The organism is Chryseobacterium sp. MIQD13 (genome assembly GCF_050496705.1).
Classification (GTDB): domain Bacteria; phylum Bacteroidota; class Bacteroidia; order Flavobacteriales; family Weeksellaceae; genus Chryseobacterium.
This window is the reverse complement of the sequence record NZ_JBNWAF010000001.1, coordinates 1,053,113-1,077,426: the sequence shown is the minus strand read 5'-3', so window position 1 is coordinate 1,077,426 and position 24,314 is coordinate 1,053,113. Positions and strand designations below refer to the sequence as shown.

Sequence of the window (24,314 nt, the reverse complement as noted above, 5' to 3'; positions counted from 1 at the left end):
TATCTATGTATTATTTAATTTATTTCAAAAGTACCATTTTTTCTACAGCTGTAGCACTTCCTTTGCATTTTTCTTGATTTTGACTTTTTGCAAATATCTTAAAAATATACGTACCTTTTGCAACAGTTGCCCCAAAATCATCTCTTCCGTCCCATTCTATTGACTGGCGAGGTGTTCTAAAGCCCTGTAGGAACGGTTCTGCAACCACCGGCTGAGATAGTGTTCTTACTAATTTTCCTGTTATGGTATAAATCTGAACATTTACATCTAAAATATCATCGCAGTTATGTTCAAACTGGATGTATGTTTTATTGGTAAACGGATTCGGCCAGTTCAGCGGTCTGTTTATCACCAGATGTTGATCAGTTTCATCCTTAACTTCAAAATTTAACGTAGCAGTTGTGGAATTATTGTTTATGTCCCAAACTTTAAATGTTAATTGATGTTGCCCTATCGCAAGATTTCTGAAAGGGTAGGTTACATTTCCTTTCTGATAGTCGGCAAGACTTGGGCTCAGACATCCGTTTCCTTCTCCCGAAGTGAAGAAATCATTCAGTACAATAGTATTGATGATCTGGCCGTCAAGATAAACCGTAATATCGTGACCTACACCTGATCCGGTAGAGTTGATTCCTGTATCGTCCGTAACACAGGCTAAAAGCATAGGATTCTGGTTAGTGATTCCGCCGTCAGCAAAGTTGGTGTTATTCATATACAGTTTTACTTTTGGAGGTTCATTATCATTGATTCCGTTCGGGTTGATATCTCCCACCTGTACTGCCTGGTTATTGAATACATCTGTTGCCCTGTTATCTGCATATCCTAATATTCTTCCCTGTCCTACAGCATAGTTGATGTCTTTCGGAACATAGAATTCAACAGTAAATACTCCGTTTACAGCTGTTCCGGAAGCTTTAACAATAGCACTCCCTTCTTCTGTGTAATTCATAACAGGAGCTAAAACTCCGTCATTATTCAATGTTTTTTTATTTAATCTCTTATCAAAAATATTGATAGACACCCTTCCGTTGAAAGTTGTGTTTAATGTTCCGTTAGGATTGTTGATATGACCTTTCACCTTAATGAAATCCAATCCTCTGATCAATCCCGGAACGGGAGATTCAATATTATCTATAATAAGCTGTCTTTGAGGTCTGCTTAGTTTCATAGCCGGATCTCCAAGGAAATTAACCTTCAAGTGATCAATATTAGCTCCTTTTTGTTTTTTCGCAAGTAAATGGGCATATCCTAAAGTTTCAAAATCATCATTGGTCAGTTTGAAAATACTTTTGGTATAAATATCCGAGAAATTACGTCCGTAATCAACACCAATGGCACGGCTTGATGTGATCATAGCTGCGGCACCTCCCTGTTTAAGTTTAATGAACTGCTCTCCCGCAGAAGAAGTATTTGGCTCATCCCATAATGTAAACTCACAGGTAATGGTAGATACAAATGGAAATCTGCTGTATACATTGGAGAAGTTATTCGAATTCTGAATCTCAGTACTTGTAAGTACTCTTTCCTGAGCCCATCCGTTGATACCTCCGTGTCCGAAATAGAACAGGTAAAGACTGTTTCCTATATCATTTGAAATAGCCTGGGTCACCTGAGGAAATCTTTGTCCTGCAGCGGTACTTTGAGCAGGGAAAGCATCAAGATATAATTTTCTTACATTATATTCTTTAAGTTCCTGTTGGCCGGGCTGCTCAAAAATACTGGATAATGTATTATTGATTACTTCGTGGAAAGGGCTTCCGCCGTCTTTATCATCATCCACAACAAAATCAAGCTTCATACGCCATTCTCCGAAAGGAGAAGATTGCCCTGAAAGACCATTGTAATAAGCAAGGGTTTTACTGATCATATTGCCCGCCTCAGTTACGTTGGCAGCAGGAATTCTTCCTACAGGTATATCCGGTAGATTGTTTTCAATAGAAGATGAAGTCTGCGGCTGTGTCATTACAATATAATCATCCGTTACGAAAGAGCCGACAAAGTCTGCTGAATTTTCACCTTCGTAGCTGGAAACAACATTGGAATTACCGGAAATCCTGTTTTTGTAATCATAAGAAGCATCTCCTAAAATGAATACATATTTAAGTCTTCCGCTATTATTAAGTTTTGTTACAAAATCTCTTATTGCAGTAAGATCCCTGCTTCCGCTTCCAAATTCATTATAAATTTTGGCAGCATCTACGATCTCTACCGTAAAATTATTTCTGGTCTGGTGATAGCTTGCCAGTCTCTGAGCCTGTCCCATCATCTCAGGAACGGTAATGATCAGATAATCCACATTCTGCAATCCGGAAAGATCCTGGTTGGCAACTCTTTCTACAAACTGGGGATTGTAAGCTGCATCAGCGCGGAAAGCGACAAATTCATTATTAAAATTAAGATCAGAAGTAATATAACCGAAGTTAAAACTGCCTGCACCTGCTTTATTTACTCTTCTGTTGGCATTTGTAATATCTGTTACATCCCATACCTGCTCAAGATTTGTAGCATTGGAAATACCGAAACCGTAATCGGTATTGGTTCCACTGGTAAGCGAAAAATCTCTGAAACTCATCTGTGATCCGTTGAAAGTAAGGTTTTCTTTATACTGTACTTCAACATAATCAAAATGGAAAGCTCCGTTTGGATTTACAGAAATGTTGGGTGCATAATTAAGTGTAATCTGGTTTCCATTAAGGGTGGATATCGTGCCCTCATATTTTAACTGGTAATAATCAAACCCATAAGTAGGAGTATTAGCAGGAACAGTTTGTATGACCGGATTTTGGTTGTTTATCTTGAATTCCACAGAATTCTGCTGTGCTCTGTAACCTATCACCTGTGTTTTGTATTTAATGACATCACCTGCCTGAATAGGTGAGTTGGTGGTAAAAGTAACTACCTTGTCTGTGTTAAAAGGTGTACTTTCTACCCAGATTCTTCCTACTTTTAAGAGATTCAACTGGTCATTGTTGATCACCTGATAATTATCATACCTTGTTATTAAATTTCCGGCAGGTAAGCTGACGTCAACAGGCTGTACTCTTTTGCCGACACCTTTATCAAAATTAATGAAGTAATAAGAAAAATCGTCATATATATTTTTGAGGTTATTGCTTCTGTCTGTTCTTGTATCAATTCTTTTGTAGCCATTTCCGTTGGATGTATCATACAGATTGTATCCATCCGGTCCCTGAGCATAAAACAATGCATAATCTCCGTCATTCCATACACCATCTTCTTCACCTACTACCTGAATAGCATTTTCCTGAAGGGCGCTGTACTTTGTATCCAGATTGTATTCGGGAAGCATTACACCGCCATTTCCATAAATTCTGAAATTTTTGGGATTTACAGAAGCCGGATTGATCCCGTTATCTTTTAAAAACTGCGTTGTGATTTTAAATATTCCTGATCTGTCTACTTTAATCTTATAAAATCCACCGCTTGCAAGGGGATTGACAGTACTTCCCACTTTGTTTACATTTCCTGAGTTGAAATTGTTGGGAGCTGCTGTTTCAGAAATATTGAATGAGGAAAGTCTTTGGATACGTCCCTTCACATTCTTAAATAAAGCAACACTTATACTTGCATATCTTTCTCCCTCCAAAGTATAATAGGTTATATCTGCAGTTTCATAATCCGGCAGCCGGCCTTTGTCAAGATCATATAAATCCTTACCGGAAACACTTTCCCAGGCCATATCCGAAACTTTCAGCTGCTTTTCTCCTATTTTTTGTTTAGTTATGATAAAAACATTATTTTGGCTGAACGAAAAACCTTCATTTTTGAAATTTGGAAGATTTAATTTTGTGTCACCAAAATCTTGGATTTTAGAGCCTTCCCATTCTATGGCTTTTCTCTGGGCCCAAAGTGTTGATACAAAAGAGAATAGTAATAAAAAGGTGATTTTTTGTTTCATGTTTATTATTGAAATTTCTGAATTACAAATAAAATGAAAATTTTAGAATTAAATTGTGATACAATAAAATTAATTTGTTAACGTTTTTCAAAAAAATCAAATGTTTACTTGATTTATTGAATAATTTATTTTTTCTTTGTACTTTGAAAATATTTATATCGACTATGAAAAAACTAAAGTTGTTTTCATTAATAGCATTAAGTTCTACACTTGCATTAACCAGCTGTGGCGGATCCGGGACCAGCAAAGGAGGCGGTACTAAAAAATTTGTCAGCAAGACGGGTTGGAAACCAAACGAAAAACAAGGTTGGTTTTTTGCAGGAAAGCAACAAAAACAGAAGGGGTGGCCAGGAATGGTATATGTAGAAGGTGGAACTTTTACAATGGGATTAGTGAAAGATGATGTTATGCATGATTGGAATAACACACCTCGCAGAATGCAGGTAAGTTCATTCTTCATCGGAGAAACAGAAATTACAAACTATGAATACCGCGAATACCTTACATGGTTGAAGTACGTATTTCCACCAAGTGACCCTAGCTTTAAGGAGATTTACAACGGTGCTTTGCCGGATACTCTTTTATGGGACAACAAATTAGCTAGAAACGATTATAATGAGACGTATCTTCGTTCTCCGGAATTCGATTACTACCCGGTAGTAGGAGTTTCCTGGACTCAGGCGAACAGATACTGTGAATGGCTTACAGACAGAGCGAACGAAAAAGCTTTAATGCAGGCCGGAGTTATTGCTAAAGATTTGTATATCAACGAATCCAATAACCAGGGCGGAACAGCATTTAATATGGATAAATTCAAAGCGAATGATCCGGAAATGCAGGGATATATCAACGAGAAAAGAATGCAGCAAAAATCTGGTATGAAAACAACCAACCAGAGACTTCTTTCTGCAAACAGAGCTCCAAATGCTTCAATGGTTCAGAAGTTCAGACTTCCTACCGAAGTTGAATGGGAATATGCAGCTCTTGGTATGGCTAAAAACAGAGAATACAATCAGTACCTGGGTAAAAAACCGGAAATCGAAAGATTAAGAGGTACTAAAGGAAGAGATAAAGGAATGTTCCTTGAAAACTTCAAAATGGGTAGAGGTGACTATTCAGGTATTGCAGGATGGAAAAACGACGGAGCTGCACAAACAGCAGACGTAAGACAATATCCTTCTAACGACCTTGGAATCTACGGGATGTACGGAAACGTTTCCGAGTGGACTGCAGACGTATACAGACCTATCATTGATGAAGATTTCAACGACTTCAACTACTACAGAGGAAACATGCCTCAGGCTATCGTAAGAAACGGTGACGGAACTTACAAAATGATCGACGAGGGTACTATAAAATATGATACTTTAGCAGACGGAAGATTAGTATACAGAGGTCTTCCTGGTCAGTTTGAAAGAGAAACGGTTGCTGATCACAGAAACTACAGAGATGGTGACAGACAGTCTTCATTAGAATATTACAGAGCTTCAGATTCAGCTTCATCATTTGATATGTACAATGCTCCTCAGAGAAGATTTATTGTAGATGCTGGTGGAAGAGTGAAGCTTCAGAAAGATACTAAAGACAGAACTTCTGCAGTATCTAATGACGTAAGAGTTGTAAAAGGTGGTTCTTGGCAGGATACAGCATATTGGTTGGATCCGGGACAAAGAAGATACAAAAACCAGGACAGAGCTTACGGATGGATTGGTTTCCGTGTTGCACAAGATGCTAGAGCTAGCGATAAAGGCAGAACTAGAAGATAATATTTATCAAAAAATACTTACAAAAAACCTTCCGGATTTCCGGAAGGTTTTTTTATTTTTGAAGTATGAATATAGAACAGTTTTATCCTTTATTTTTACAATCAGATAAAGTGACAATCGACAGCAGAAAAGTCGGTAAGAATGATATTTTCTTTGCCTTTTCCGGTGAAAACTTCAACGCTGCAACTTTAGCAGAAAAAGCGGCCGATGATGGAGCTTTGGCTGTGATTGTTGAAAAGCCGGAGTTTGAAAATAAAGACAAAAACATCTTCTATGTTCCTTCCACACTGATATTTCTTCAGCAGCTGGCCATTCATCATAGAAATCAAATTAAAATCCCTGTTATCGGGCTTACAGGAAGTAACGGAAAGACGACTACGAAAGAGATTATCCATGCTGTTCTTTCGGAGAAATTCAATGTGCAGTATACCTCAGGGAATTTAAATAATCATATTGGGGTTCCGTTAACCATTCTTTCTATTAAACCAGAACACGAAATGGCAGTAGTGGAAATGGGAGCCAATCATCAGAAAGAGATTGAGCTTCTGTGTACTATTTCACAACCGGATTTTGGATATATTACCAATTTTGGAAAAGCTCATTTGGAAGGCTTCGGCGGATTTGAAGGAGTAATCAAAGGAAAATCTGAACTGTATGATTATCTGAAAAATCATCATCAAACTATTGTTGTTAATGAAAATGATCCCATACAGGCAGAAAAAACTGAAAACTATACACCCAAAATCACATTTGGAAAAGATAGCTCAGATTATCATTTCGGGTTGTTTTCCGAAGAACATTTTGTAGGATTGGAATATCAGGATGGAAAAGCAGTTTCCAAACTGACAGGAGAATATAACTTTACCAATTTATGTGCAGCAGCCAGTTTAGGACTGCATTTCGGAATCAGTTTTGAACAGATCAAACATGCCATTGAGAACTATACCCCGACCAATATGCGTTCGCAGGTGGTGAAAAAGGAAAACACAACATTGGTTCTTGATACATACAATGCCAATCCAAGTTCCATGAATGCCTCACTGCATAATTTTGTGACCTTTGAAGGAAGCAAAACCGTTATAATAGGAGATATGCTTGAATTGGGAGAAGAAAGTGAAAAAGAACATCAGAATATTTTAAATCTGGCCAGAGAATTAAATTTTGACCAGATCATTACGGTAGGCAGAAATTTTAAAATTGCAAACCTCTCAGCATTATCTTTTGAAAACACTGCAGAATTAATAGAATATCTTAAACTGAATAAAATTCATTCAGAAAATATTCTGTTAAAGGGCTCACGGGGAATTGCCCTGGAAAAATCTATCGAATTTATTTAATTTTTTGAACTCCAGAATTCTTTTACGATCAGTTTAATATTCTGGAAAGTGCTTGGGAAAACTTCATCTTCGATCTGAGCGGTGTTTTTCCAGGCAACCTCAGTAATTCCTTCCTCAATCTGTGGTTTTGAAGTATCTTCACCATTGAAGTTCATTTCAAACCAATGGGTGCATTTAAGGATTTTTTCACCGTTTCTTTCGATATAGATATGATATGTCGTATTGATGAACTGTACCAGCTCAACGTCTTTCAGTCCGGTTTCCTCTTCAATTTCCCTTACAGCGGATTCCTCACGGGATTCACCTTTTTCCATTTTGCCCTTGGGAAGATCCCACTTGCCTAATCTTTTAATGAACAGGAGCTCACCTGCGGGATTATTAACAAGACCTCCTGCAGCCTCTATAATTCTGAAAAGCTTTTGGAATTCATTCCAGATCTCTTCTATATTCTCACCGAAAACATTTAATTCTTTTACCGAGGTATTCTCCAAAAGATCCAATGCAATCTCTAAAGTTGTGAAACTTTCATACTTAAGCTCTTTTTCAAGATTCTCAGAATGCTTAGACACTAATAATTTTTTTTCGTTCACAAAAACTTTATACATTTGTAAGAATTAAGAATTTAAATACAAAAATAAAAAATGAATTTAGAAGGACGAAAAATTATTGTCAATAAATCATCTAAAGAACTGTCTGAAATATTAAAATACCCTGAGAACTATAAAGATTTTATGCCGGACGGTCTTCAGAAATTTGAAACAAGGGATAACGGCTTTAAATTCGGACTTCAGGGAATGCCGGAAATTGCTTTGAAAATAGATGAAGTGGACGAGCAGAAAGCAGTTTTGAAATCTGCAAGTTCGAGTCTGGATTTTTCATTAACAGCTACTTTGAATCCTGTAAGCGAAAACCAGACTGAAGTTCAGATGCTTTTTGAAGGAAAATTTAATCCTTTCATCAAAATGATGGTAGAAAAGCCGCTTCAGAACTTTATCAATACTCTTACAGACAAGATCGAAGCCTACAAATAATAAAAGTCCTGAATTTCAGGACTTTTTTCTTTTATGTTCAATAATATCCAGATGTATCACATTGGATGCACCCGGATGTATAGCTAAAGTCTCAAAAAAGTCATCATCCTCATCATATTTGGAACAGCTGATTGTGATTCCTTTTGGGGCTGCCGGATGAGAAAGGTTTTCCAGATGAAATTCATTAGCTCCGGCTTCAATAATGATTTTATGGGCTGTAATTTCCTGTCTGTTTCCATCCTTGTCAATAATGGTTACCTTATCAAAAGGTATGTCGCTGATAAATGAGTCCATTGCAGTTTGATATTAATAATCATAAAGATACTAACTTAAATGGCAGAATGACTGTTTATACGTAATTAATGTAATCAGTAAATCAGCAAATTAAACCGGAACTGTGGTCTTCTTTACAGCCGGTTGCAGAAGAAAGGACATTGATCTCATTATTCATCCTTAAAACACCCATAAAAGCAAAGATCAGTGCTTCTTTGTAATCAATAATTTCCTTTTCCGGAATGATAATCCCGAATTCCGTTTTTTCTCTGATCTTTTCGATAAGACAGGTATTGTAGCTTCCTCCGCCTGTGCAGAGAACATTTTGTAAAGTGTTTTGGTTAATGACATTTGAAATCTGTTGTGCAACATGCTCTGTAAAAGTCGCTATGGCATCTTCAGTTTTAATGTTCTCGAAAAGTGGAAAAACAGACTCATTACACCATTCAATACCTAAAGATTTAGGATGAGGCAGATTGTAGAATTCCAGGGAATTAAGCTTTGCCAAGAGATCGTTATTGAGTTTGCCTTTTCTTGCTAAATCCCCGTTTTCATCAAAATTTTTATTGAATTTCTGAGCAAGTCTGTTCAGAACGATATTTACTGGTGCAATATCAAAAGCTATTCTTTTGCCGTTCTGCTTTAAAGAAATATTTGAAAATCCGCCAAGATTCAGGCATGCATCATATTCAGAAAAAAGAAGTTCATCCCCGATGGGAACCAAAGGCGCACCGTTTCCGCCCATCAATACATCCTGGCTTCTGAAATCATAAATTACGGGAAGTCCTGTTTCTAATTTGATTGCTCTGCCATCTCCGATCTGAAGGGTAAATTTCTTTTTAGGCTGATGAAAAACGGTATGGCCATGAGAAGCGATCAGGTCAATATTTTCAAGACTATTTTTTTCAATAAATTCTTTAACTTTCTGTCCGAGATAAAAACCATATTCCGAATGAAGTTCCAGTAATTCTTCTGATGACAAATGAATTGAGTTTCTGAGCTTTTCTTCCCAGTTTTGATGATAGGGAAGGGTTTCTGCCTTTAAGATCTGGAAACTCCAGTTATCCTTTTTTTCAAAAACGGCAAAACATATATCCAGACCGTCCAGACTGGTTCCGGACATGAGTCCGATAGCCTGAACTCTCATATTACTGTGGTGTTTTTTTTTCTTCGAGTCTTTTTGTGCTGAAATCTCCTGAATTATTAAAGAAAGTATATTCAGAGAAATCATCTTTGGCTGTCATACCATTGGCTCCAACCAGAGTAGAGCCGTCTTCCATGGTTACATATACAGTATCTTTGGTATAAATCCTGTTTTTTTTCTGATCCCAGTATATACTCTGCATGGCAAATCGCTGTCCTTCATTGGTTGTAATTCTCACATCGCCTTTTGCTTCATAAAACTTTTTATACTCGAAAATACGGGCATACTTAGCGGTAATTTTACCGGGAACTTTAGGTTTCTTTTTGTCGTAAAATTCTATATTGATTCCTTTTTTAGCAACAACATAAGGACTGTCAATCAGTTCATATTTTTCAATAATAGGAGCTTTGGCTTTTAAAGATATAAAACCGGAATCACGCTGTATAATATTGGCATTATTGATGATCTGTGAAGGGAAGTTTTTGCTTTTGTTGCCGTTGGCTTTGGTAAGGTCTTCTTCACAGGATGTCAGTATAAAAAATATAGCACAACTAAAAAGGCATGCTATATTTTTATATGATATTTTTTTTGAAAAATTCATTTTAGTTGTAAAGATTCTTTCTGAACCATCTGTCAGCAAAATTGAAGCCGACCCTCAGATTGATGAAGTTCTGATTGATCAGATCGTTTTTAAGAGTTCCTCTCTTTCCAAGTTCCACACCCAGTTCAAGACCGCTCATCCTTGTAATACTGCTCGTTTTGAACGGAAGCAATACTCCGGCAGAAATCCCGAATTTATTGATGCTGGTACCATTTATTTTAAGATTTCCTCTTTCATAGAATGCTCCGTATCTGTAGGTTACCCTTGAGAAATAGCTTCTGAAATTGTTATAATTTGGCAAATACCATCCTCCGGCAGAAATTCTGTAGGTATCCTGGAAGTCAAAGGTTTTTCCGAAATAAGAAATATCTTCTCCTTTTTTATAATCAAGCTGTCCTGAAAAAAACCAATGGTTTTCGCTTCCATATCCAACTCCTAAAGATGCCTGTAGCGGAAGAAGATTTTTAGAACTGGTACTTTTCTGTTCTATAGTTGTTTCCAAAGCTTTTACTGTCTGTGCAACATCAGTATATATATAAGTGCTGTTTACATAATCAGTAGTCATATTACTGGTATTTCCAAATGTAACAGTAGCTCCGAGAGTTAACTTTTTGTCTGTACGGGTGTTCAGGCTCTGGTAGCTACCACCAAGCGTAAAGTTAAAGTTTTTAATGCTGTTTTTGGTTTCATAACCATCGATGTATTCAGCATTCTCAGCTCCGTTATTATCATAAGATCTCAGCTCGTTCAGATCATAAAGATTTCCGAAATATAGATTAGCTCTTAAACCTACTGCAAAGTTCTGATCTATCTTGTATGAAACAGCAGCCTGCGCAGTATTTAGAGTTCCGCTTCCTTTAAAACGGTTGGTATAATACCCGTCTTGTGTGACAACGTTATCTATAGTGGTGTATCTTGGAGTTCTATTTTCGATATCATAGCTTTTCGAGCTGTAAGGCTGATAGGAAAGTCCCATCTTTACCTTTGGAGACAAAGGAAAGGCTATTGCAATATTAGAAAGATACGTAGAATGTTTGGTAGACTTCGTATCGTTGTAATTTGTTTTGAAGTAATTGTTTTCGTTGGTAGCTTCCAGCCTGATGCTTGTAAGCTCGAAATTAGAGTTATTCGCAGGGTTTGCGAAATTGAAGCTGCTAGTGAAATCACTGATATAAGCAGTAGATATACCACCCATAGAGGCAGTTTCAATCGTATTATCATATTTTACATCTCCAATTCCATAAGTTGCATACGGAGAGTTACTTATACTCTGTGCATTTAGGAAGTATCCAACTGATATGAATGATACTGCAAAGATTTTTTTCATTCTTTATTTTTAAAACAATGCGCAAATATCTTAAATATTAATGAATTGTAAAAATTATATGTGGTTAAAGTTTGTTAAGGGCCTTTCCCTGCACGAAAAATGCAAATTTTCATTAATAAAAATAATAATCCTGTTATACAAAAAGACCATTCACGGAAGATGAACGGTCTTTTCTATTTTAAATTTATCAGTTATTTTACCTGAAGTACAGACCGGCTGTGGCTGAAATTTTCAAAACTGTACTTTCCATGGTATTTTCCCATTCCTGAAGTTCCCACACCACCAAAAGGCAAATAATGAGATCCAACATGAATGATGGCACTGTTGATTTCCGCATCACCACTTGTTGTACGGTTCAGAATATCATCTGCAAACTCCTGGCTTTCCGTGAAAACATATAATGCCAGAGGCTTAGGACGGTTGTTGATTTCTTCCAAAGCTTCATTAATATCACTGTATGTCATAATCGGAAGGATAGGACCAAAGATTTCCTGCTGCATCACCTGATCGTCCCAGGTTACATCATCCATAAGGGTTGCTTCAAAATGACGGGTTTCAAGATCATAGCTTCCGCCGTAAACTACTTTTTCAGGAGCAGCTTCCAGATAACCTGCAAGGTGTTTGATCTGGTTTTGATTAACAATTTTTCCTATTTTTCCCAAAGATCCGTAAGGGTAAGTGTTTTTTAAATAGGCTTTGAATTTTTCAACAAACAGCTCTTTTACAGACTCATGAATGTAGATATAGTCCGGAGCCACACAGGTTTGCCCGCAGTTGATCCATTTTCCGTAAGATATTCTTGCCACTGCCTTATCCAGATCGGCATCATGATGAACAATGGTAGGAGATTTTCCTCCAAGCTCCAGCGTTAAAGGAATAAGCTGTTCTGCAGCTGCTTTCATTACAATTTTACCGACATTCGGGCTTCCTGTAAAGAAAATATAATCGAAAGGCAGGCTTAATAAAAGAGTGTTTTCTTCAATAGCTCCCTGAACTACGGCTACATAAGATTCTTCAAATGATTCTTTGACAATATCTTCAAGTACTTTTGCTACGTGTGGAGTATTTTCCGAAGGTTTGATGATCGCTGTATTCCCTGCAATCAAAGCTCCGATAAGCGGACTGAATGTCAGCTGCACAGGATAATTGAAAGGCCCGATAATATAATTTACACCATAAGGTTCATATATTATTTTACTTATCACTTCAGCTCCTGAAGGATGTGGTTTTGATTCTACCGGAGTAGGTTTTGCCCAGTTATCTATATTTTCCAGCAGATAATCAAGCTCGCTGAGCACAATCTGAATTTCTACATATTCCGCTTCTTTTCTGCTTTTCCCGAGATCAGTTTCCAGAGCATCACAAAGAGCATCCGTATGGCTTGTAAATACGTCACGGAATTTTCTCAACTGTGTTTTTCTGAATTCAATATCTTTGGTTTGATTGATCTTGAAGAAAGCCTTCTGTTGTTGGAACACTGCTTTTATTTTCTCTTCTGATTCCTTGTTCATTTTTGAATTATTATGTGATTGAAATAGGTTATAATTGCAATAATAATTTAGCTAAAATTGGCTCAGCAAATGTATTGCTAAAAACTATATTGCACACAATTTAAATTGGAGATTTATTCGAAATAAATTATTGATGTTTCCTATAATAAGACCTGAAGTATATTATACATTAAGTTTTCTATTAAAACAGACTTAATTTTCTCCATTGAGATAAGATTTTTTATCTTTGGAACATGAATTGGGAGAACATCGCCGGACAGGAAAATCTGAAAAAACTTCTTCGGGAAAGCATTGCTGAAAACAGAGTGAGCCACGCCCAGCTTTTTTTAGGAAAAGAAGGATATGGAACATTTCCAATGGTATTGGCCTATGCCAAAGAGATCTTTAGCCGGGAAAATGAGCATGCTGCTTCAAAAGTAGAGCATTTGAACCATCTTGATCTGCATTTTAGTTTTCCTGTATTCACTGATAACAAAAATTCCTTAAGCAAAAATAAATTTGAGGACTTCCGGGAAATGATCATGGCTTCTCCTTATGCAAGCTATGATGACTGGACAGCCTTCCTTGAATCTGAAAACAAACAGCTTTTTATTTCCGCAGATGAGATTGATGACCAGAACCAGAAATTTGCCTTAAAAAGTTTTGAGGGCGGAACTAAAATCCTGATCGTATGGAGAGCTGATAAAATGAACGTTGCCGCAGCCAATAAATTCCTGAAATTTCTGGAAGAACCACCGGCAAAAACCCTTATTCTTCTGACCGCTGAAACTGCAAATGATATTCTTCCCACCATTCTTTCCAGAACACAGATTGTTGAAGTTCCAAGAATCAGTGATGAAGATCTGGAGAATTATTTTAAAAAGAATTTTCAGATCTCAGAAGAAAAAACAAAGGAAATTGTTCATGAAGCACAGGGAGACCTTAATGAAGCCCTGAAAATTTTAAATTCCGGGCATAAAAGCGATGAGTTTGAAAAGCTTTTTGTACAATGGGTAAGGGATGCATTCATGGTTAAAAAGAAACCTCAGTTCCTTAAAAGTATTATTTTCTGGGCCAGGGAAATAGCCGGCTGGAACAGGGAAAAGCAGAAAAACTTTTTGAACTACTGCTCTGAGATTTTCAGGCTTGCTCTTCTCCAGAACTATCAATCCGACAATCTTGTTTATAAAAAGATCAATGCAGACGGCTTCAACTGGGACGGATTTTCCAAATTCATTAGCGGGGCCAATATTGAAAGTATTCTGGAAGAGATCAATACGGCAGATCTTCACCTGACGAGAAACGGTAATCCTAAAATTGTCTGGACAGATCTGGGAATCAAATTATCGCGCTACATTCATAAAAATTCATAGAAATTATCATATCAGTCCGGACTTGCTCCGGATTTTTTTGTTTGTTAAGCCTTCTTAAAATTTTGTTATCTGATGGTATTAGTATTCAGAAGGTTATGTTGGCAAATATTAAAAATAGATTAAAAAATCAATCAATCGTTTGATTTGTTCGAAATCTTGTGTAAATTTGCGCCCTGAAAAATAGATAGCTATGGTTTCAAAAGAAGAAAATATATTATTTGCCGCAGAAAAGCTTTTTGCAGAAAAAGGTTTCGATGGTACTTCTACCAGGGAGATTTCCAAGGCAGCGAATGTAAATATCTCTATGATTTCTTACTATTTCGGTTCCAAAGAAAAGTTATACGAAAAACTAGTTGAATACAGAATGGCCGAAGGCCAGTTCTTTTCAAAAGACATTCTGGAAAGAACAGATATCAACGAATGGCAGAAAATAGAAAAGATCGTAGACCAGTTTTCGGAAAGAGTAAGGCATCACAAATGTTTTTACAGGATTATGCAGCGTGAACAGCTCCATACGGAAAATCCTCAGATTGTGGAATTTCTGAAGCAGACCAAGATGGGCTTTATCTCCATGTATTCACAGGTTCTTGACAGCGGACTGAAAAAAGGAATTTTTACCAAAAATCCTCCTATATACCTGCTTCATGCAACGGTAAGCGGAACTTTATTTTATGCATCCAATGCTAAAGAAATGTACAAGGAATTCCTGAACGATACGGAAGACGATGAAGTTTTTGATGAAAAATACTACACAGAACTTAATAAACATATAAAATATTTACTAAAAGACCTTTTAGGTTATGAAGAGAATAAATAACTCGGTGTTGGCATTATCCCTTTTTATGGGAATTGCAGCCATAAATGCTCAGGAGAAAAAACAGCTCACTCTTGATGAAGCCGTGCAGCTGGGAATCCAGAACAGTAAAAACCTTAAGATAGATGCTGCTAAAATTGAAGAAGCTACAGCAGATCTTCTGGAAGCCAAAAACAGGCAGCTTCCGGAACTGAAAGTGTCGGGCAGCTATATGTATCTTCCCCTTAAACCTACTGTTGACTTGAAGATTTCAGGTGTTTCCGGCGAAGGAGGCCCGGAGGTACATCAGGTTGCTTATGGATCGGTTAACCTTAGCGTTCCGGTTTACAGCGGTGGAAGAATCAAATATGGTATCCAGTCTGCAAAATACCTGGTGGAAGCATCAAAACTAAGCACTGAAAATGATAAGATAGCGATTGCCTATAATGTTGCTCAGGCTTACAATAATTTATTTAAAGCCAATCAGTCCATCAAAGTGTTGGAAGAAAATCTTACTGCTTCTCAAAAAAGAGATGAGACTTTTCTTAAGCTTGAAAATAATGGGATTATCGCAAGAAACGACCGTTTAAAAGCCAACCTTCAGACTTCAAATATCGAACTGCAGTTATTGGAAGCTAAAAATAACTACAATATCGCAAACATCAACATGGACCTGCTATTGGGTATTCCGGAAACTACAGAAATTGAGGTTGACCAGAATTATATTGAGGAAGGTTCCGAAGTGAAAACAGTGGATTACTACGTGAATGAAGCGAGAGAAAACCGTAAGGATCTGCAGGCTTTGGCTCAGCAAAGAAAAGCTGCGGAACTGGGAACAAAATCGGCCAAAGCTGAAAATCTTCCTTCAATAGCATTTACCGGAGGGTATGTGGCGGCAGATATTCCAAAATTCCTTACCATATACAATGCTGTAAATGTAGGCGTTGGAATCTCTTATAATTTATCCAATATCTGGAAAGAAAATTCTGCATTGAGACAATCTCAGGCAAGAGAAAAACAGCTGGCTGCCAACGATGAATTACTGAATGATAATATTAAGCTTGATGTGAACAGGGAATATCAGAATACAGATTACTCTAAAAAGAGAATCACAGTGTATGAAAAATCTGCTGAACAGGCTAATGAAAACTACAGGATTACCAAAAACAAATACGACAACGGTCTTGCAACCATGACAGAACTTCTGGATGCAGACGCTGCCCAGATATCAGCCAATGTAGGGGTGATCAATGCGAAGGCTGATGCTGCCTTAGCTTATAGAAAATTATTACAGACAACAGGAACTTTAACAATTAAATAATCAGACTCGTACCAAAATGGAAAATAATAATAAACCAACAATTGAACTTGAACCTAAAAAGAAAAAAAGTTTAGTTTTCCCTATCATTCTGGCCGCCGTAGTAATCGGTGGAGGAATCTATGGATACAGAGCTTTTACATACGGACAGTATCACGAAGAAACAGATGATGCACAAATTACTTCCAATATGGCACCGGTAATTTCTAAAATTTCCGGATATGTGGCAGAAGTAAAAGTAAAAGACAATCAGTTCGTAAAGAGAGGAGATACTTTGGTTATCCTGGACAACAGAGATCAGAAAATGGCCCTTGAGCAGGCTCAGGCGGCTTTATCAACAGCGAAAAGCAATATTTCAAATGCAGAAGCTACTACTACAGCCACTTCAAAAAATATCAGCTCTTCCGAGGCAGCGGTAACAACAGCCAATGCACAGATAGAAGCAGCAAAAGTAAATGTATGGAAAACATCACAGGATCTTAAAAGATATGCCAATCTTGTAAAAGATCATTCCATTACAGAACAGCAGTATGAGCAGGCTTTAGCAGCTAAACAGTCTGCAGACAGACAGCTTCAGGTTTTGGTGGACCAGAGAAACCAGATTGCACAGCAGACAACTATTGCATCTTCCCAGACGGCAGCAAGTTCTCAGCAGATCAGCGTTGCAGGTTCAGTAGCAAAACAGAGAGAAGTAGATGTGGAAAATGCTAAATTAAATCTTTCATATACAGTAATTCTTGCTCCGGAAGACGGATACGTAGGAAAAGTTTCTACTCAGGCAGGACAATATCTGCAGGCGGGATCACAGCTTTTTGCCTTGGTTAAAAATGATCAGAAATGGGTTGTGGCGAACTTCAAAGAAACGCAGGTAGATAAAATGGTTGAGGGACAGAAAGTGAAAATTGAGATTGATGCTTTTCCTGACCAGGAATTTAATGGAGTAGTAAGCTCATTCTCTCCTGCAACAGGCGCTACTTTTTCAATTCTGCCTCCGGATAATGCCAGCGGTAACTTCGTAAAAGTGGTTCAGAGACTTCCTGTGAAAATTGATTTTGTAAATCTTGACAAGAATATTGCAAAAAGACTGAGAACAGGAATGAACGTGAAGGCAGAAGTATCATTGAAATAGTATTAATGTATTTACGTACAATGTATTAATGACTGATTGAAAGATTGAGAATTTAAATATTCAATGGGGCGGACTTTAAACTGCTTATATAAAACAACTTCCAGTGGTTTTTAACCAAAATTCAGATCATTAATACGTTCTACATTTTACATTAATACAAACTATTCGTACAAAAATATTATGCAAGATTCATTAGTAGAATATGGAGCCCGGAGAGTGATCATTACGATTACGGCAATCCTTTGTGCTCTGCTTGAAATTGTAGATTCCACGATTGTGAACGTTGCCCTGAATGAGATGAAGGGTAACCTTGGAGCTACACTTTCTGAGGTAGGCTGGGTGATTACAGCTTATGCAATCGGTAACGTAATTATCGTACCGATGACGAGCTGGCTGTCACAACAGTTCGGACGTAGAAATTATTTTGCTGCATCCATTATTATATTCACTGTCTTTTCCTTTTTATGCGGAAATGCCACCAATATCTGGGAGCTCGTATTTTTCAGGCTGATGCAGGGGATAGGTGGGGGAGCACTCTTGGTGACTTCACAGACGATCATTACGGAATCGTACCCTATAGAGAAAAGAAGTATGGCACAAGCTATTTATGGATTGGGAGTAATTATCGGCCCGACTTTAGGTCCGCCACTGGGAGGATATATCGTTGATAATTTCAGCTGGCCGTATATTTTCTATATCAATATTCCAATCGGTATTGCAGCAACATTGATGACTTTACAGTTTGTGAAAAGTCCGAAGTATGCAGAAAAACGAAAGGTTTCAGATGTAGACTGGATAGGTATTGCTTTACTTGCAGTTACTGTAGGATCTCTGCAGTTTATCCTGGAAAGAGGTCATGAAGAAGACTGGTTTGAAAGCGGAATGATCGTAACATTCACAGTATCTGCCATATTAGGATTTATACTTTTCCTCTGGCGTGAACTTACCTTCAAATATCCCATCGTGGAACTCAGGGTACTGAAAAACGGAAACCTGAGGATCGGAACCGTTATGTCTTTCGTTTTAGGATTCGGATTGTATGGTTCCACATTCATCGTACCGCTTTATACACAGAGTATTTTAGGATGGACAGCTTTGCAGTCAGGAGCTTTGATGATTCCTGCGGCATTAACAACAGCCTTCATGATGCCAATTATCGGAAGACTTCTTTCAAAAGGGGCAAAACAGCAGATTCTGGTATCTCTGGGACTGTTTATCTTCTTTGTCTATAGTTTCTGGGGTTACAAGATCCTTACACCGGATACCAGTAAAGATGCCTTTTTCTGGATGCTGATCGTGAGAGGGGCTGGTTTGGGACTTCTGTTTATTCCGATCACTTCACTGTCATTAAGTACATTGAAAGGACAGGAAATTGGCCAGGGGGCGGCATTTACAGGGATGATGAGACAGCTCGGGGGATCATTCGGGATTGCGGCGATTACTACTTTTATTGCCAATGCAGGCCAGAAATACAGGCTTAACCTGATCTCTCACCTTGATGAAAACAGTTTTGATGTACAACAGCGTCTGAACGGATTAAAAGCAAGTTTTATAGCAAAAGGTATGACTCCCGATGCAGCTATGAATGCAGCTTATAAAATGTTGGATATGTCTGTAACAAAACAGGCTACGGTACTTTCCTATATGGATGTTTTCCTTTATTTAGGAGTTATATTCCTCGTATGCATACCGTTTATCCTCTTCATTAAAGAAAGAAAAAGTAAGGAAAAAATAGATTTGAGTGGTGTACACTAAATTTTATCTGAATTAATACAAAGCCTCCGAAATTTATCCGGAGGCTTTTTTGTGGGATATGATTTTATAAAAACCAAAGTTTTGCCTTACTACTAATCTTTGAGTATATAAGAATGCTTTGACTCCGCTCAGCATGACGACTCCAAAAATAGACGTAGAAGCAATTAGTATTGGAAATGTCATGCTGAGCGGAGTCGAAGCATCTAAACTTAATATTCTTAAAGGCTTAAAAATCCTTAATGGTTAAAATTATTAATCCTCGCTGTCCATTCAATACCACTTATATCGATAAGTTTCAGAGTATGGATTTCTTCTTTTTTTGCAGAAATATCATCCATATTCACTGTCAGATCAGCTTTTGCTCCAAGTGGAATCACCAGGCTTTGTTTTCCAGGTTTTACTTTGGCTACATAATGATTCCTGATATTTTCTTTCGAAAATTCTGAAAGTTGTTTATGATTCAGTTCTTTTACAATATTCCCGTTTTTGTCCAAAATATGAATGCCAATCAGAAAAGAGCCGTAAACATCCACACCTTCTGTTCTGTACACTTCAAATTTTAAGTCTGTATTGATTAAAGAAGCATTGGCAATTTCAATCTTCGGTTTTACGGATTTATTGTGAAGCGTTCCCCAAACCCCGCCATGAAAATATTGATTAGTATATAATGTAAGTCCGAAAATAAATACTGATCCTGCCAGTACAAATGTTTTCGGTTTTGATAAAGGAAGAATGCCTGAACCCAACCAGAGAAACCATTTCGTGTGAGTGAAATTCTTATTCTTTTTTAGGAAATAATGATCCAGGGAAAAAGAACTGCTTCCGGTAAGGAATAAAACAAATCCTCCTGCAATTCCCAGAACACCGATCTGCCATTCATCAAGGCAAGTCGTTCCGATCCAGCCGGAACCCAGCAGAATTCCCATAGCAAGACCAAAGACCCCGATGCTCATTAATCTAGTAAACAATCCTAAAATAATAAATAATCCTACGATGGCTTCAATAATGGTAAAAGTAAACATAGAAATATGTAAGGCATCCGGATGGGTAACCAGATATTCTATAAGAGGTTTTATACCCAGTGCGTTAGGCAGGAAATGATTGAATTTTTCACCGATATATCCGTTTTCTTCAGGATTTAATTTGTTTTCGAGAACAAGTCTGCGCCAGAAAGCTGAAAAATAAGTCCATCCGATAACAAGGCGTAGTGATAATGTGTATAGCCCGGCCAGGTCATAGGCCCGGCTGTCTGAAGTATGTTTCATTGAAATGATTTTGTATTAAAAAACTGTTGATTAAAAATTGATCCGGTTAAAACCTAAGCCAGATGTAATTTCAGTTTTTTAAATAAAATATATTTCGGAGGACTGTTCCCGGTAGAATGTCCTGAGTATTTATTGATGCTGGTTTTTTCTTCTCCGGAGCAGGGAACTGTATTTGAATTGAAAAGAAAGCTGTTGTCTTTAAGCTTTACATTAGTTTTTGAAAGAACTGTTTTTGAAGATGAATTTTCACCAGAAAAAATACAGGAAGATACAGCACCATTTGTAATTTTTACTTTATTTAAACCGCTGGTATGCTGAATATCAAAAATATTAAGAAAATCTCTTTTTACAGAACATGGAGATAATGAAAATGCCAGTATAAGCATTATAATGAATGCTTTGTAATTTTTCATATGGACTCCTGATATTGGCATTTTTACAAAACTACACTTTATTTTAAATGTAAGCCTATGAATTGCAGAAATTCATCCTGCTGGTCCACAAATAAGTAATGAGAACAATTGTTAATAAGCTTAAAATGATTTTTACCGGCTATATTTTTCATATCATTAAGCTGTTTATCTGAAAATATTCCGTCATCTTTTCCATAAACGGCGAAAACGGGAATTCCTCTTTTTTTGATTTCTTTCAAAACAGAAGTGTTGTCAAGATTATTTCTGGCTTCGTTTTTATAGAATTTCAAGGGTGATTCCGGATTTCTGAAATTGACAGCATAGAATTCACCGGATTCATATTCGGCTCTTAATTTTTGGCTTTCTGGAGTAGGAGAAGTCATGGTGAATAATTTCATGTCACTTGCTATATTGTAGCATCTTTTCCTGTAATTTGCGGAGTTTTTGCTTAAACCTTCAATCTCGGAGATTTCTTTCAGTTTAGCAGGATCATTTCTAAAATTTTCTTTAGCTTGCTTTAAAATATAATCATAAGTTTCCTGCTGGGAAAATAAAGCTCCGGCCATTGTCAGTGAACTTACCTTTTCAGGAAAGCTTTTTGTAAACAGGGTTCCGATAATTCCTCCGAAGCTGTGGGCAAGGATATTTGCTTTTTTAATTCCATAGGTTTTGTAGATTGTGTTGAGGTCTTCAAAACTTTCCTTAAAGGTCATAGAAGCATTTTCATCTTTGGATCTGCCTTCTCCGCGTCTGTCATATACAATTACATAAAATCCCTTTTCTGCAAGCTTTTGAGCTGTAGTTCCTTCGAATAAAGTAGTATTTCCGCCCGGTCCGCCATGAATGAAAATGACAGGTGTATCTTTTGGATTGCCGTAAGCTTTAGAATATATTCGTTGGGCATTAAAGGAAATACAGAGCATTGCAAAAAGGAAAGACAGTAAATATTTCATACATTGTTTTTTTGAAGGTTCTAATTTATAATGTTCTTTACAATTCCGCAGTATAAATTCTAAAATTAAAAACATTACTGACACACTATTGTCACAATCCTGCCTTATCTTTAACCCCTGAATTATTTAATCAAAACAGAAAATCTATTTAAATGAGTTATTGTTTAGCCATAGAAGGAATGAAGCCGGAAAGCAGAAAAGAACTTCATAAAAACTACCACGACAATCATTACGGATTCCCAATTCATGATGATAACGAACTTTTTGGAAGGCTGATCCTGGAAATCAATCAGGCAGGACTGAGCTGGGAAACTGTATTGAAAAAGGAAGAAAGCTTCAGGAAAGCATACAGTAATTTTAATATTCATGCTATTGCATCATATACAGAAGAGGATAGAGAAAGGCTGCTGAATGATCCGGGAATTATCCGGAACCGTCTGAAAGTGAATGCTGCTATTGAAAATGCAAAAACCATTACAGAAATACAGAAAGAATTCGGATCATTTGAAAAATGGCTGGAGCATCATCATCCTAAAACTCTTCAGGAATGGATGAAACTTTTCAAAAAAACATTCAAATTTACAGGAGGAGAAATTGTGAATGAATTTTTAATGAGTACAGGATATCTTGAAGGAGCACATGCAGAAAGCTGCCCTGTTTATCAACATGTATTGAAGCAGAAACCACTTTGGAAAAAGTAGGTCCGGGGAGGATAATTAAGAAGGAACAGTATTAAAATTTATCGGTCACAATAGCTTATTAAAATCACAGAACATTAACCATGAGCACTGAAATAAATAAGAAAATTGCTTGCTTCCCCTTCAATATAAAAATAGTCGAAATTAATCCCCAGCTGGTACTCATAAAGTTCTTCATTAACATTTTTGAAGTGGTAAATTCTTTTTCCTTCTGTCACTGATTCTAAAGAACGGTAAAAGCTTTCCACGCTTTCTCTATTTTCTGCAGGATCTGTATTGATATTTTTTGATCTTTCACATTCAAAAAACCAATTATATATTGCCTTCTTGAATTCAGATTCGTTTATTTCATCTGCAGTCAGTGTTTTATTATCTTTTAAAACAAAGTGAGCTCTCATAAAATCGGGAGCATGGATTGAGAGGTCAAATGGAAGAATCTCAAATTCATAGTAATAATTGGCACCGGGATTATTTCTTGAAGCTTGAGCAGATAAGATTTCCCTTAAAGAATCTAATGTAGCCATAGATCGTTATATATTTTTATTTCTCAAAAGAGGTTTGATGGTGAATGGGGATGCTTTGAACCACCCCGTCAAAAATTCTTTGAATTTTCGCCACCCCTCCAAAGGAGGGGAATAATCAGTTGTTCAATACAGATTGTTCTCTTTTTATTTTAATGAGAGTTCGTCACTTTTCTTATTCTTTTTTGAGGTAGAAGCAGAATCTTCGTTTTTCATGATTTCCTTATGTTCCTTGCCCCATTTTTCAAATTCCAGAATGATGGGTTTCAGTTTATAGCCAATCTCTGTGAGTTCATATTCTACGCGGGGCGGAACTTCAGCGTAAACAGTTCTGGTGATGATCCTGTCTTCTTCCAGTCTGCGGAGCTGTAAGGTAAGCATCCGTTCTGTAATATTATTCAGGCGCTTTTTCAGTTCGCCAAATCTCAGTTTACCGTTGATCAGGTAGCAACAGATTGCGAGTGCCCATTGTCCGCCGATTGTATTGGATGCATAGATCTCCGGACATTCGTCGGCAAGAGCTTTTTTGTTGGCAAAATTGGTTGATGTTTCCTTTATTTTAGTCATTACTTACATTTTTTATAGTACCATACAATTGGGTACTAATATCAGAAATGTAAGTTACGTATATTATTTTTGCTGTAGAAATTTAAAATAATGAAAACATTAATCATAGTCGTTCACCCGGACATAGAAAAATCGGTAATCAATAAAAAATGGATTGAGGAATTAAAAAAAACGCCTGAAAAGTATACCGTTCATTCCCTTTATGAAGCTTATCCGGATGAAAAAATAGATGTTGAGAAAGAGCAGAAATTAATGGAATCATATGACAGAATTGTTTTCCAGTTTCCATTCTATTGGTTCAGTAATCCGCCTCTTCTGAAAAAATGGTTTGATGAGGTACTTTTGTATGGTTGGGCATACGGAAGTAAAAGCGGATATAAACTAGGAGGAAAAAAAATGACATTGGCCGTTACAGCTGGAATTGACGAAGAAGGCTACAGTTCATCCGGAAAATATAAATATACTATGAATGAGCTTTTCCGCCCGTATGAACTGACTTTTGACTATATCAGAGCAGATTACAGGGAACCTTTCGTTTATTACGGAATAGAAAATGATCCTTCGGAAGAATGGGTGGAAAGAAGTGTACCGATGTATCTGGAATTTTTGGATGCATTGTAAGCTAATAGTTAATCAGAATA

The 24,314-nt window shown here is 37.0% G+C and carries 22 protein-coding genes and 1 pseudogene; 11 read left to right on the top strand and 12 right to left on the bottom strand.

The genetic code is table 11. The annotated features are described in order from the left end of the window. Positions 1-19: 19 nt before the first annotated feature. Positions 20-3,919 (bottom strand): type IX secretion system sortase PorU, encoded by a 3,900-nt coding sequence (gene porU / locus ACQWU4_RS05080; RefSeq protein WP_429934679.1) that lies wholly within the window; start codon positions 3,917-3,919, stop codon positions 20-22. 164 nt (positions 3,920-4,083) lie between these two features. Here porU and gldJ point away from each other — a divergent pair, with 164 nt between their 5' ends. Together gldJ and ACQWU4_RS05070 are read left to right on the top strand one after the other, a co-directional pair. After that, positions 4,084-5,685 (top strand): gliding motility lipoprotein GldJ, encoded by a 1,602-nt coding sequence (gene gldJ, locus ACQWU4_RS05075; RefSeq protein WP_429934678.1) that lies wholly within the window; start codon positions 4,084-4,086, stop codon positions 5,683-5,685. Positions 5,686-5,750: 65 nt separating this feature from the next. Beyond that, complete coding sequence (locus ACQWU4_RS05070; RefSeq protein WP_429934677.1) at positions 5,751-7,022, top strand: UDP-N-acetylmuramoyl-tripeptide--D-alanyl-D-alanine ligase; 1,272 nt, start codon at positions 5,751-5,753, stop codon at positions 7,020-7,022. Here ACQWU4_RS05070 and ACQWU4_RS05065 read toward each other — a convergent pair. Then, a complete protein-coding gene (locus ACQWU4_RS05065) occupies positions 7,019-7,591 on the bottom strand; it encodes an NUDIX hydrolase (RefSeq protein ID WP_429934676.1) in 573 nt (190 codons plus the stop codon). The genes ACQWU4_RS05070 and ACQWU4_RS05065 overlap by 4 nt on opposite strands. A 72-nt stretch (positions 7,592-7,663) precedes the next feature. On the opposite strand from ACQWU4_RS05065, the gene ACQWU4_RS05060 reads away from it, so the two are divergent. After that, complete coding sequence (locus tag ACQWU4_RS05060) at positions 7,664-8,053, top strand: SRPBCC family protein (protein ID WP_260543467.1); 390 nt, start codon at positions 7,664-7,666, stop codon at positions 8,051-8,053. Positions 8,054-8,068: 15 nt separating this feature from the next. Here the strand turns inward: ACQWU4_RS05060 and ACQWU4_RS05055 are convergent, their stop codons facing one another. The 5 genes and pseudogenes from ACQWU4_RS05055 to mdlD form a co-directional block, all read right to left on the bottom strand. After that, the gene (locus tag ACQWU4_RS05055) at positions 8,069-8,347 is read right to left on the bottom strand and encodes a hypothetical protein (RefSeq protein WP_429934675.1); all 279 of its coding nucleotides are present in this window, start codon (positions 8,345-8,347) and stop codon (positions 8,069-8,071) included. A gap of 82 nt (positions 8,348-8,429) precedes the next feature. After that, positions 8,430-9,473 carry an anhydro-N-acetylmuramic acid kinase gene (locus ACQWU4_RS05050; protein WP_429934674.1) on the bottom strand — a complete coding sequence of 348 codons (1,044 nt, stop codon included), beginning with the start codon at positions 9,471-9,473 and terminating at the stop codon, positions 8,430-8,432. Between the two features lies 1 nt (position 9,474). Next, positions 9,475-10,071, bottom strand: a complete 597-nt coding sequence (lptC, locus tag ACQWU4_RS05045) for an LPS export ABC transporter periplasmic protein LptC (RefSeq protein ID WP_429934673.1) — start codon at positions 10,069-10,071, stop codon at positions 9,475-9,477. Position 10,072: 1 nt separating this feature from the next. After that, the gene (locus ACQWU4_RS05040; RefSeq protein ID WP_429934672.1) at positions 10,073-11,398 is read right to left on the bottom strand and encodes a hypothetical protein; all 1,326 of its coding nucleotides are present in this window, start codon (positions 11,396-11,398) and stop codon (positions 10,073-10,075) included. Positions 11,399-11,589: 191 nt separating this feature from the next. After that, positions 11,590-12,915 (bottom strand): annotated as a pseudogene (mdlD, locus tag ACQWU4_RS05035) (NAD(P)-dependent benzaldehyde dehydrogenase MdlD); the annotation flags it as partial. Positions 12,916-13,142: 227 nt separating this feature from the next. Between mdlD and ACQWU4_RS05030 the strand changes: the two are divergent. The 6 genes from ACQWU4_RS05030 (at position 13,143) to ACQWU4_RS05005 (ending at position 19,503) form a co-directional block, all read left to right on the top strand. Beyond that, positions 13,143-14,261, top strand: a complete 1,119-nt coding sequence (locus ACQWU4_RS05030) for an ATP-binding protein (RefSeq protein WP_429934671.1) — start codon at positions 13,143-13,145, stop codon at positions 14,259-14,261. A gap of 190 nt (positions 14,262-14,451) precedes the next feature. Continuing rightward, positions 14,452-15,078 carry a TetR/AcrR family transcriptional regulator gene (locus ACQWU4_RS05025; protein ID WP_429934670.1) on the top strand — a complete coding sequence of 209 codons (627 nt, stop codon included), beginning with the start codon at positions 14,452-14,454 and terminating at the stop codon, positions 15,076-15,078. Next, positions 15,062-16,375, top strand: coding sequence for a TolC family protein (locus tag ACQWU4_RS05020; RefSeq protein ID WP_429934669.1), 1,314 nt, complete (start codon positions 15,062-15,064; stop codon positions 16,373-16,375). The genes ACQWU4_RS05025 and ACQWU4_RS05020 overlap by 17 nt, the downstream gene beginning before the upstream one ends. Before the next feature lie 16 nt (positions 16,376-16,391). Next, positions 16,392-17,501 (top strand): HlyD family secretion protein, encoded by a 1,110-nt coding sequence (locus ACQWU4_RS05015; protein WP_429934668.1) that lies wholly within the window; start codon positions 16,392-16,394, stop codon positions 17,499-17,501. 180 nt (positions 17,502-17,681) lie between these two features. Further along, entirely contained in the window at positions 17,682-19,256 is a 1,575-nt protein-coding gene (locus ACQWU4_RS05010; protein ID WP_429934667.1) for a DHA2 family efflux MFS transporter permease subunit, read from the top strand. A 118-nt stretch (positions 19,257-19,374) separates the two neighbouring features. Further along, a complete protein-coding gene (locus ACQWU4_RS05005; protein WP_429934666.1) occupies positions 19,375-19,503 on the top strand; it encodes a hypothetical protein in 129 nt (42 codons plus the stop codon). On the opposite strand, the gene ACQWU4_RS05000 is transcribed toward ACQWU4_RS05005, so the two are convergent. The 3 genes from ACQWU4_RS05000 to ACQWU4_RS04990 are packed head-to-tail and all read right to left on the bottom strand — an operon-like array spanning position 19,493 to position 21,887. After that, positions 19,493-20,521 (bottom strand): TQO small subunit DoxD, encoded by a 1,029-nt coding sequence (locus tag ACQWU4_RS05000; RefSeq protein WP_429934665.1) that lies wholly within the window; start codon positions 20,519-20,521, stop codon positions 19,493-19,495. The genes ACQWU4_RS05005 and ACQWU4_RS05000 overlap by 11 nt on opposite strands. A 53-nt stretch (positions 20,522-20,574) precedes the next feature. Next, positions 20,575-20,934, bottom strand: a complete 360-nt coding sequence (locus ACQWU4_RS04995) for a hypothetical protein (protein WP_429934664.1) — start codon at positions 20,932-20,934, stop codon at positions 20,575-20,577. 38 nt (positions 20,935-20,972) lie between these two features. Continuing rightward, a complete protein-coding gene (locus ACQWU4_RS04990) occupies positions 20,973-21,887 on the bottom strand; it encodes an alpha/beta hydrolase (protein WP_429934663.1) in 915 nt (304 codons plus the stop codon). Positions 21,888-22,039: 152 nt separating this feature from the next. Between ACQWU4_RS04990 and ACQWU4_RS04985 the strand changes: the two genes are divergently transcribed. Further along, positions 22,040-22,588, top strand: a complete 549-nt coding sequence (locus ACQWU4_RS04985) for a DNA-3-methyladenine glycosylase I (RefSeq protein ID WP_429934662.1) — start codon at positions 22,040-22,042, stop codon at positions 22,586-22,588. Positions 22,589-22,662: 74 nt separating this feature from the next. On the opposite strand, the gene ACQWU4_RS04980 is transcribed toward ACQWU4_RS04985, so the two are convergent. Both ACQWU4_RS04980 and ACQWU4_RS04975 read right to left on the bottom strand, forming a co-directional pair. Continuing rightward, a complete protein-coding gene (locus ACQWU4_RS04980; protein WP_429934661.1) occupies positions 22,663-23,109 on the bottom strand; it encodes a hypothetical protein in 447 nt (148 codons plus the stop codon). 144 nt (positions 23,110-23,253) lie between these two features. Further along, the gene (locus ACQWU4_RS04975; protein WP_429934660.1) at positions 23,254-23,673 is read right to left on the bottom strand and encodes a winged helix-turn-helix transcriptional regulator; all 420 of its coding nucleotides are present in this window, start codon (positions 23,671-23,673) and stop codon (positions 23,254-23,256) included. 90 nt (positions 23,674-23,763) lie between these two features. On the opposite strand from ACQWU4_RS04975, the gene ACQWU4_RS04970 reads away from it, so the two are divergent. Beyond that, positions 23,764-24,294, top strand: coding sequence for an NAD(P)H-dependent oxidoreductase (locus ACQWU4_RS04970; RefSeq protein ID WP_429934659.1), 531 nt, complete (start codon positions 23,764-23,766; stop codon positions 24,292-24,294). Positions 24,295-24,314 lie beyond the last annotated feature (20 nt).

What these genes read in the sequence shown, in the direction of transcription:
- porU (WP_429934679.1), bottom strand. Translation starts at nt 3,919, where the DNA reads ATGAAACAAAAAATCACCTTTTTATTACTATTCTCTTTTGTATCAACA.
- gldJ (WP_429934678.1), top strand. Translation starts at nt 4,084, where the DNA reads ATGAAAAAACTAAAGTTGTTTTCATTAATAGCATTAAGTTCTACACTT.
- ACQWU4_RS05070 (WP_429934677.1), top strand. Translation starts at nt 5,751, where the DNA reads ATGAATATAGAACAGTTTTATCCTTTATTTTTACAATCAGATAAAGTG.
- ACQWU4_RS05060 (WP_260543467.1), top strand. Translation starts at nt 7,664, where the DNA reads ATGAATTTAGAAGGACGAAAAATTATTGTCAATAAATCATCTAAAGAA.
- ACQWU4_RS05055 (WP_429934675.1), bottom strand. Translation starts at nt 8,347, where the DNA reads ATGGACTCATTTATCAGCGACATACCTTTTGATAAGGTAACCATTATT.
- ACQWU4_RS05050 (WP_429934674.1), bottom strand. Translation starts at nt 9,473, where the DNA reads ATGAGAGTTCAGGCTATCGGACTCATGTCCGGAACCAGTCTGGACGGT.
- lptC (WP_429934673.1), bottom strand. Translation starts at nt 10,071, where the DNA reads ATGAATTTTTCAAAAAAAATATCATATAAAAATATAGCATGCCTTTTT.
- ACQWU4_RS05040 (WP_429934672.1), bottom strand. Translation starts at nt 11,398, where the DNA reads ATGAAAAAAATCTTTGCAGTATCATTCATATCAGTTGGATACTTCCTA.
- ACQWU4_RS05030 (WP_429934671.1), top strand. Translation starts at nt 13,143, where the DNA reads ATGAATTGGGAGAACATCGCCGGACAGGAAAATCTGAAAAAACTTCTT.
- ACQWU4_RS05025 (WP_429934670.1), top strand. Translation starts at nt 14,452, where the DNA reads ATGGTTTCAAAAGAAGAAAATATATTATTTGCCGCAGAAAAGCTTTTT.
- ACQWU4_RS05020 (WP_429934669.1), top strand. Translation starts at nt 15,062, where the DNA reads ATGAAGAGAATAAATAACTCGGTGTTGGCATTATCCCTTTTTATGGGA.
- ACQWU4_RS05015 (WP_429934668.1), top strand. Translation starts at nt 16,392, where the DNA reads ATGGAAAATAATAATAAACCAACAATTGAACTTGAACCTAAAAAGAAA.
- ACQWU4_RS05010 (WP_429934667.1), top strand. Translation starts at nt 17,682, where the DNA reads ATGCAAGATTCATTAGTAGAATATGGAGCCCGGAGAGTGATCATTACG.
- ACQWU4_RS05000 (WP_429934665.1), bottom strand. Translation starts at nt 20,521, where the DNA reads ATGAAACATACTTCAGACAGCCGGGCCTATGACCTGGCCGGGCTATAC.
- ACQWU4_RS04995 (WP_429934664.1), bottom strand. Translation starts at nt 20,934, where the DNA reads ATGAAAAATTACAAAGCATTCATTATAATGCTTATACTGGCATTTTCA.
- ACQWU4_RS04990 (WP_429934663.1), bottom strand. Translation starts at nt 21,887, where the DNA reads ATGAAATATTTACTGTCTTTCCTTTTTGCAATGCTCTGTATTTCCTTT.
- ACQWU4_RS04985 (WP_429934662.1), top strand. Translation starts at nt 22,040, where the DNA reads ATGAGTTATTGTTTAGCCATAGAAGGAATGAAGCCGGAAAGCAGAAAA.
- ACQWU4_RS04980 (WP_429934661.1), bottom strand. Translation starts at nt 23,109, where the DNA reads ATGGCTACATTAGATTCTTTAAGGGAAATCTTATCTGCTCAAGCTTCA.
- ACQWU4_RS04975 (WP_429934660.1), bottom strand. Translation starts at nt 23,673, where the DNA reads ATGACTAAAATAAAGGAAACATCAACCAATTTTGCCAACAAAAAAGCT.
- ACQWU4_RS04970 (WP_429934659.1), top strand. Translation starts at nt 23,764, where the DNA reads ATGAAAACATTAATCATAGTCGTTCACCCGGACATAGAAAAATCGGTA.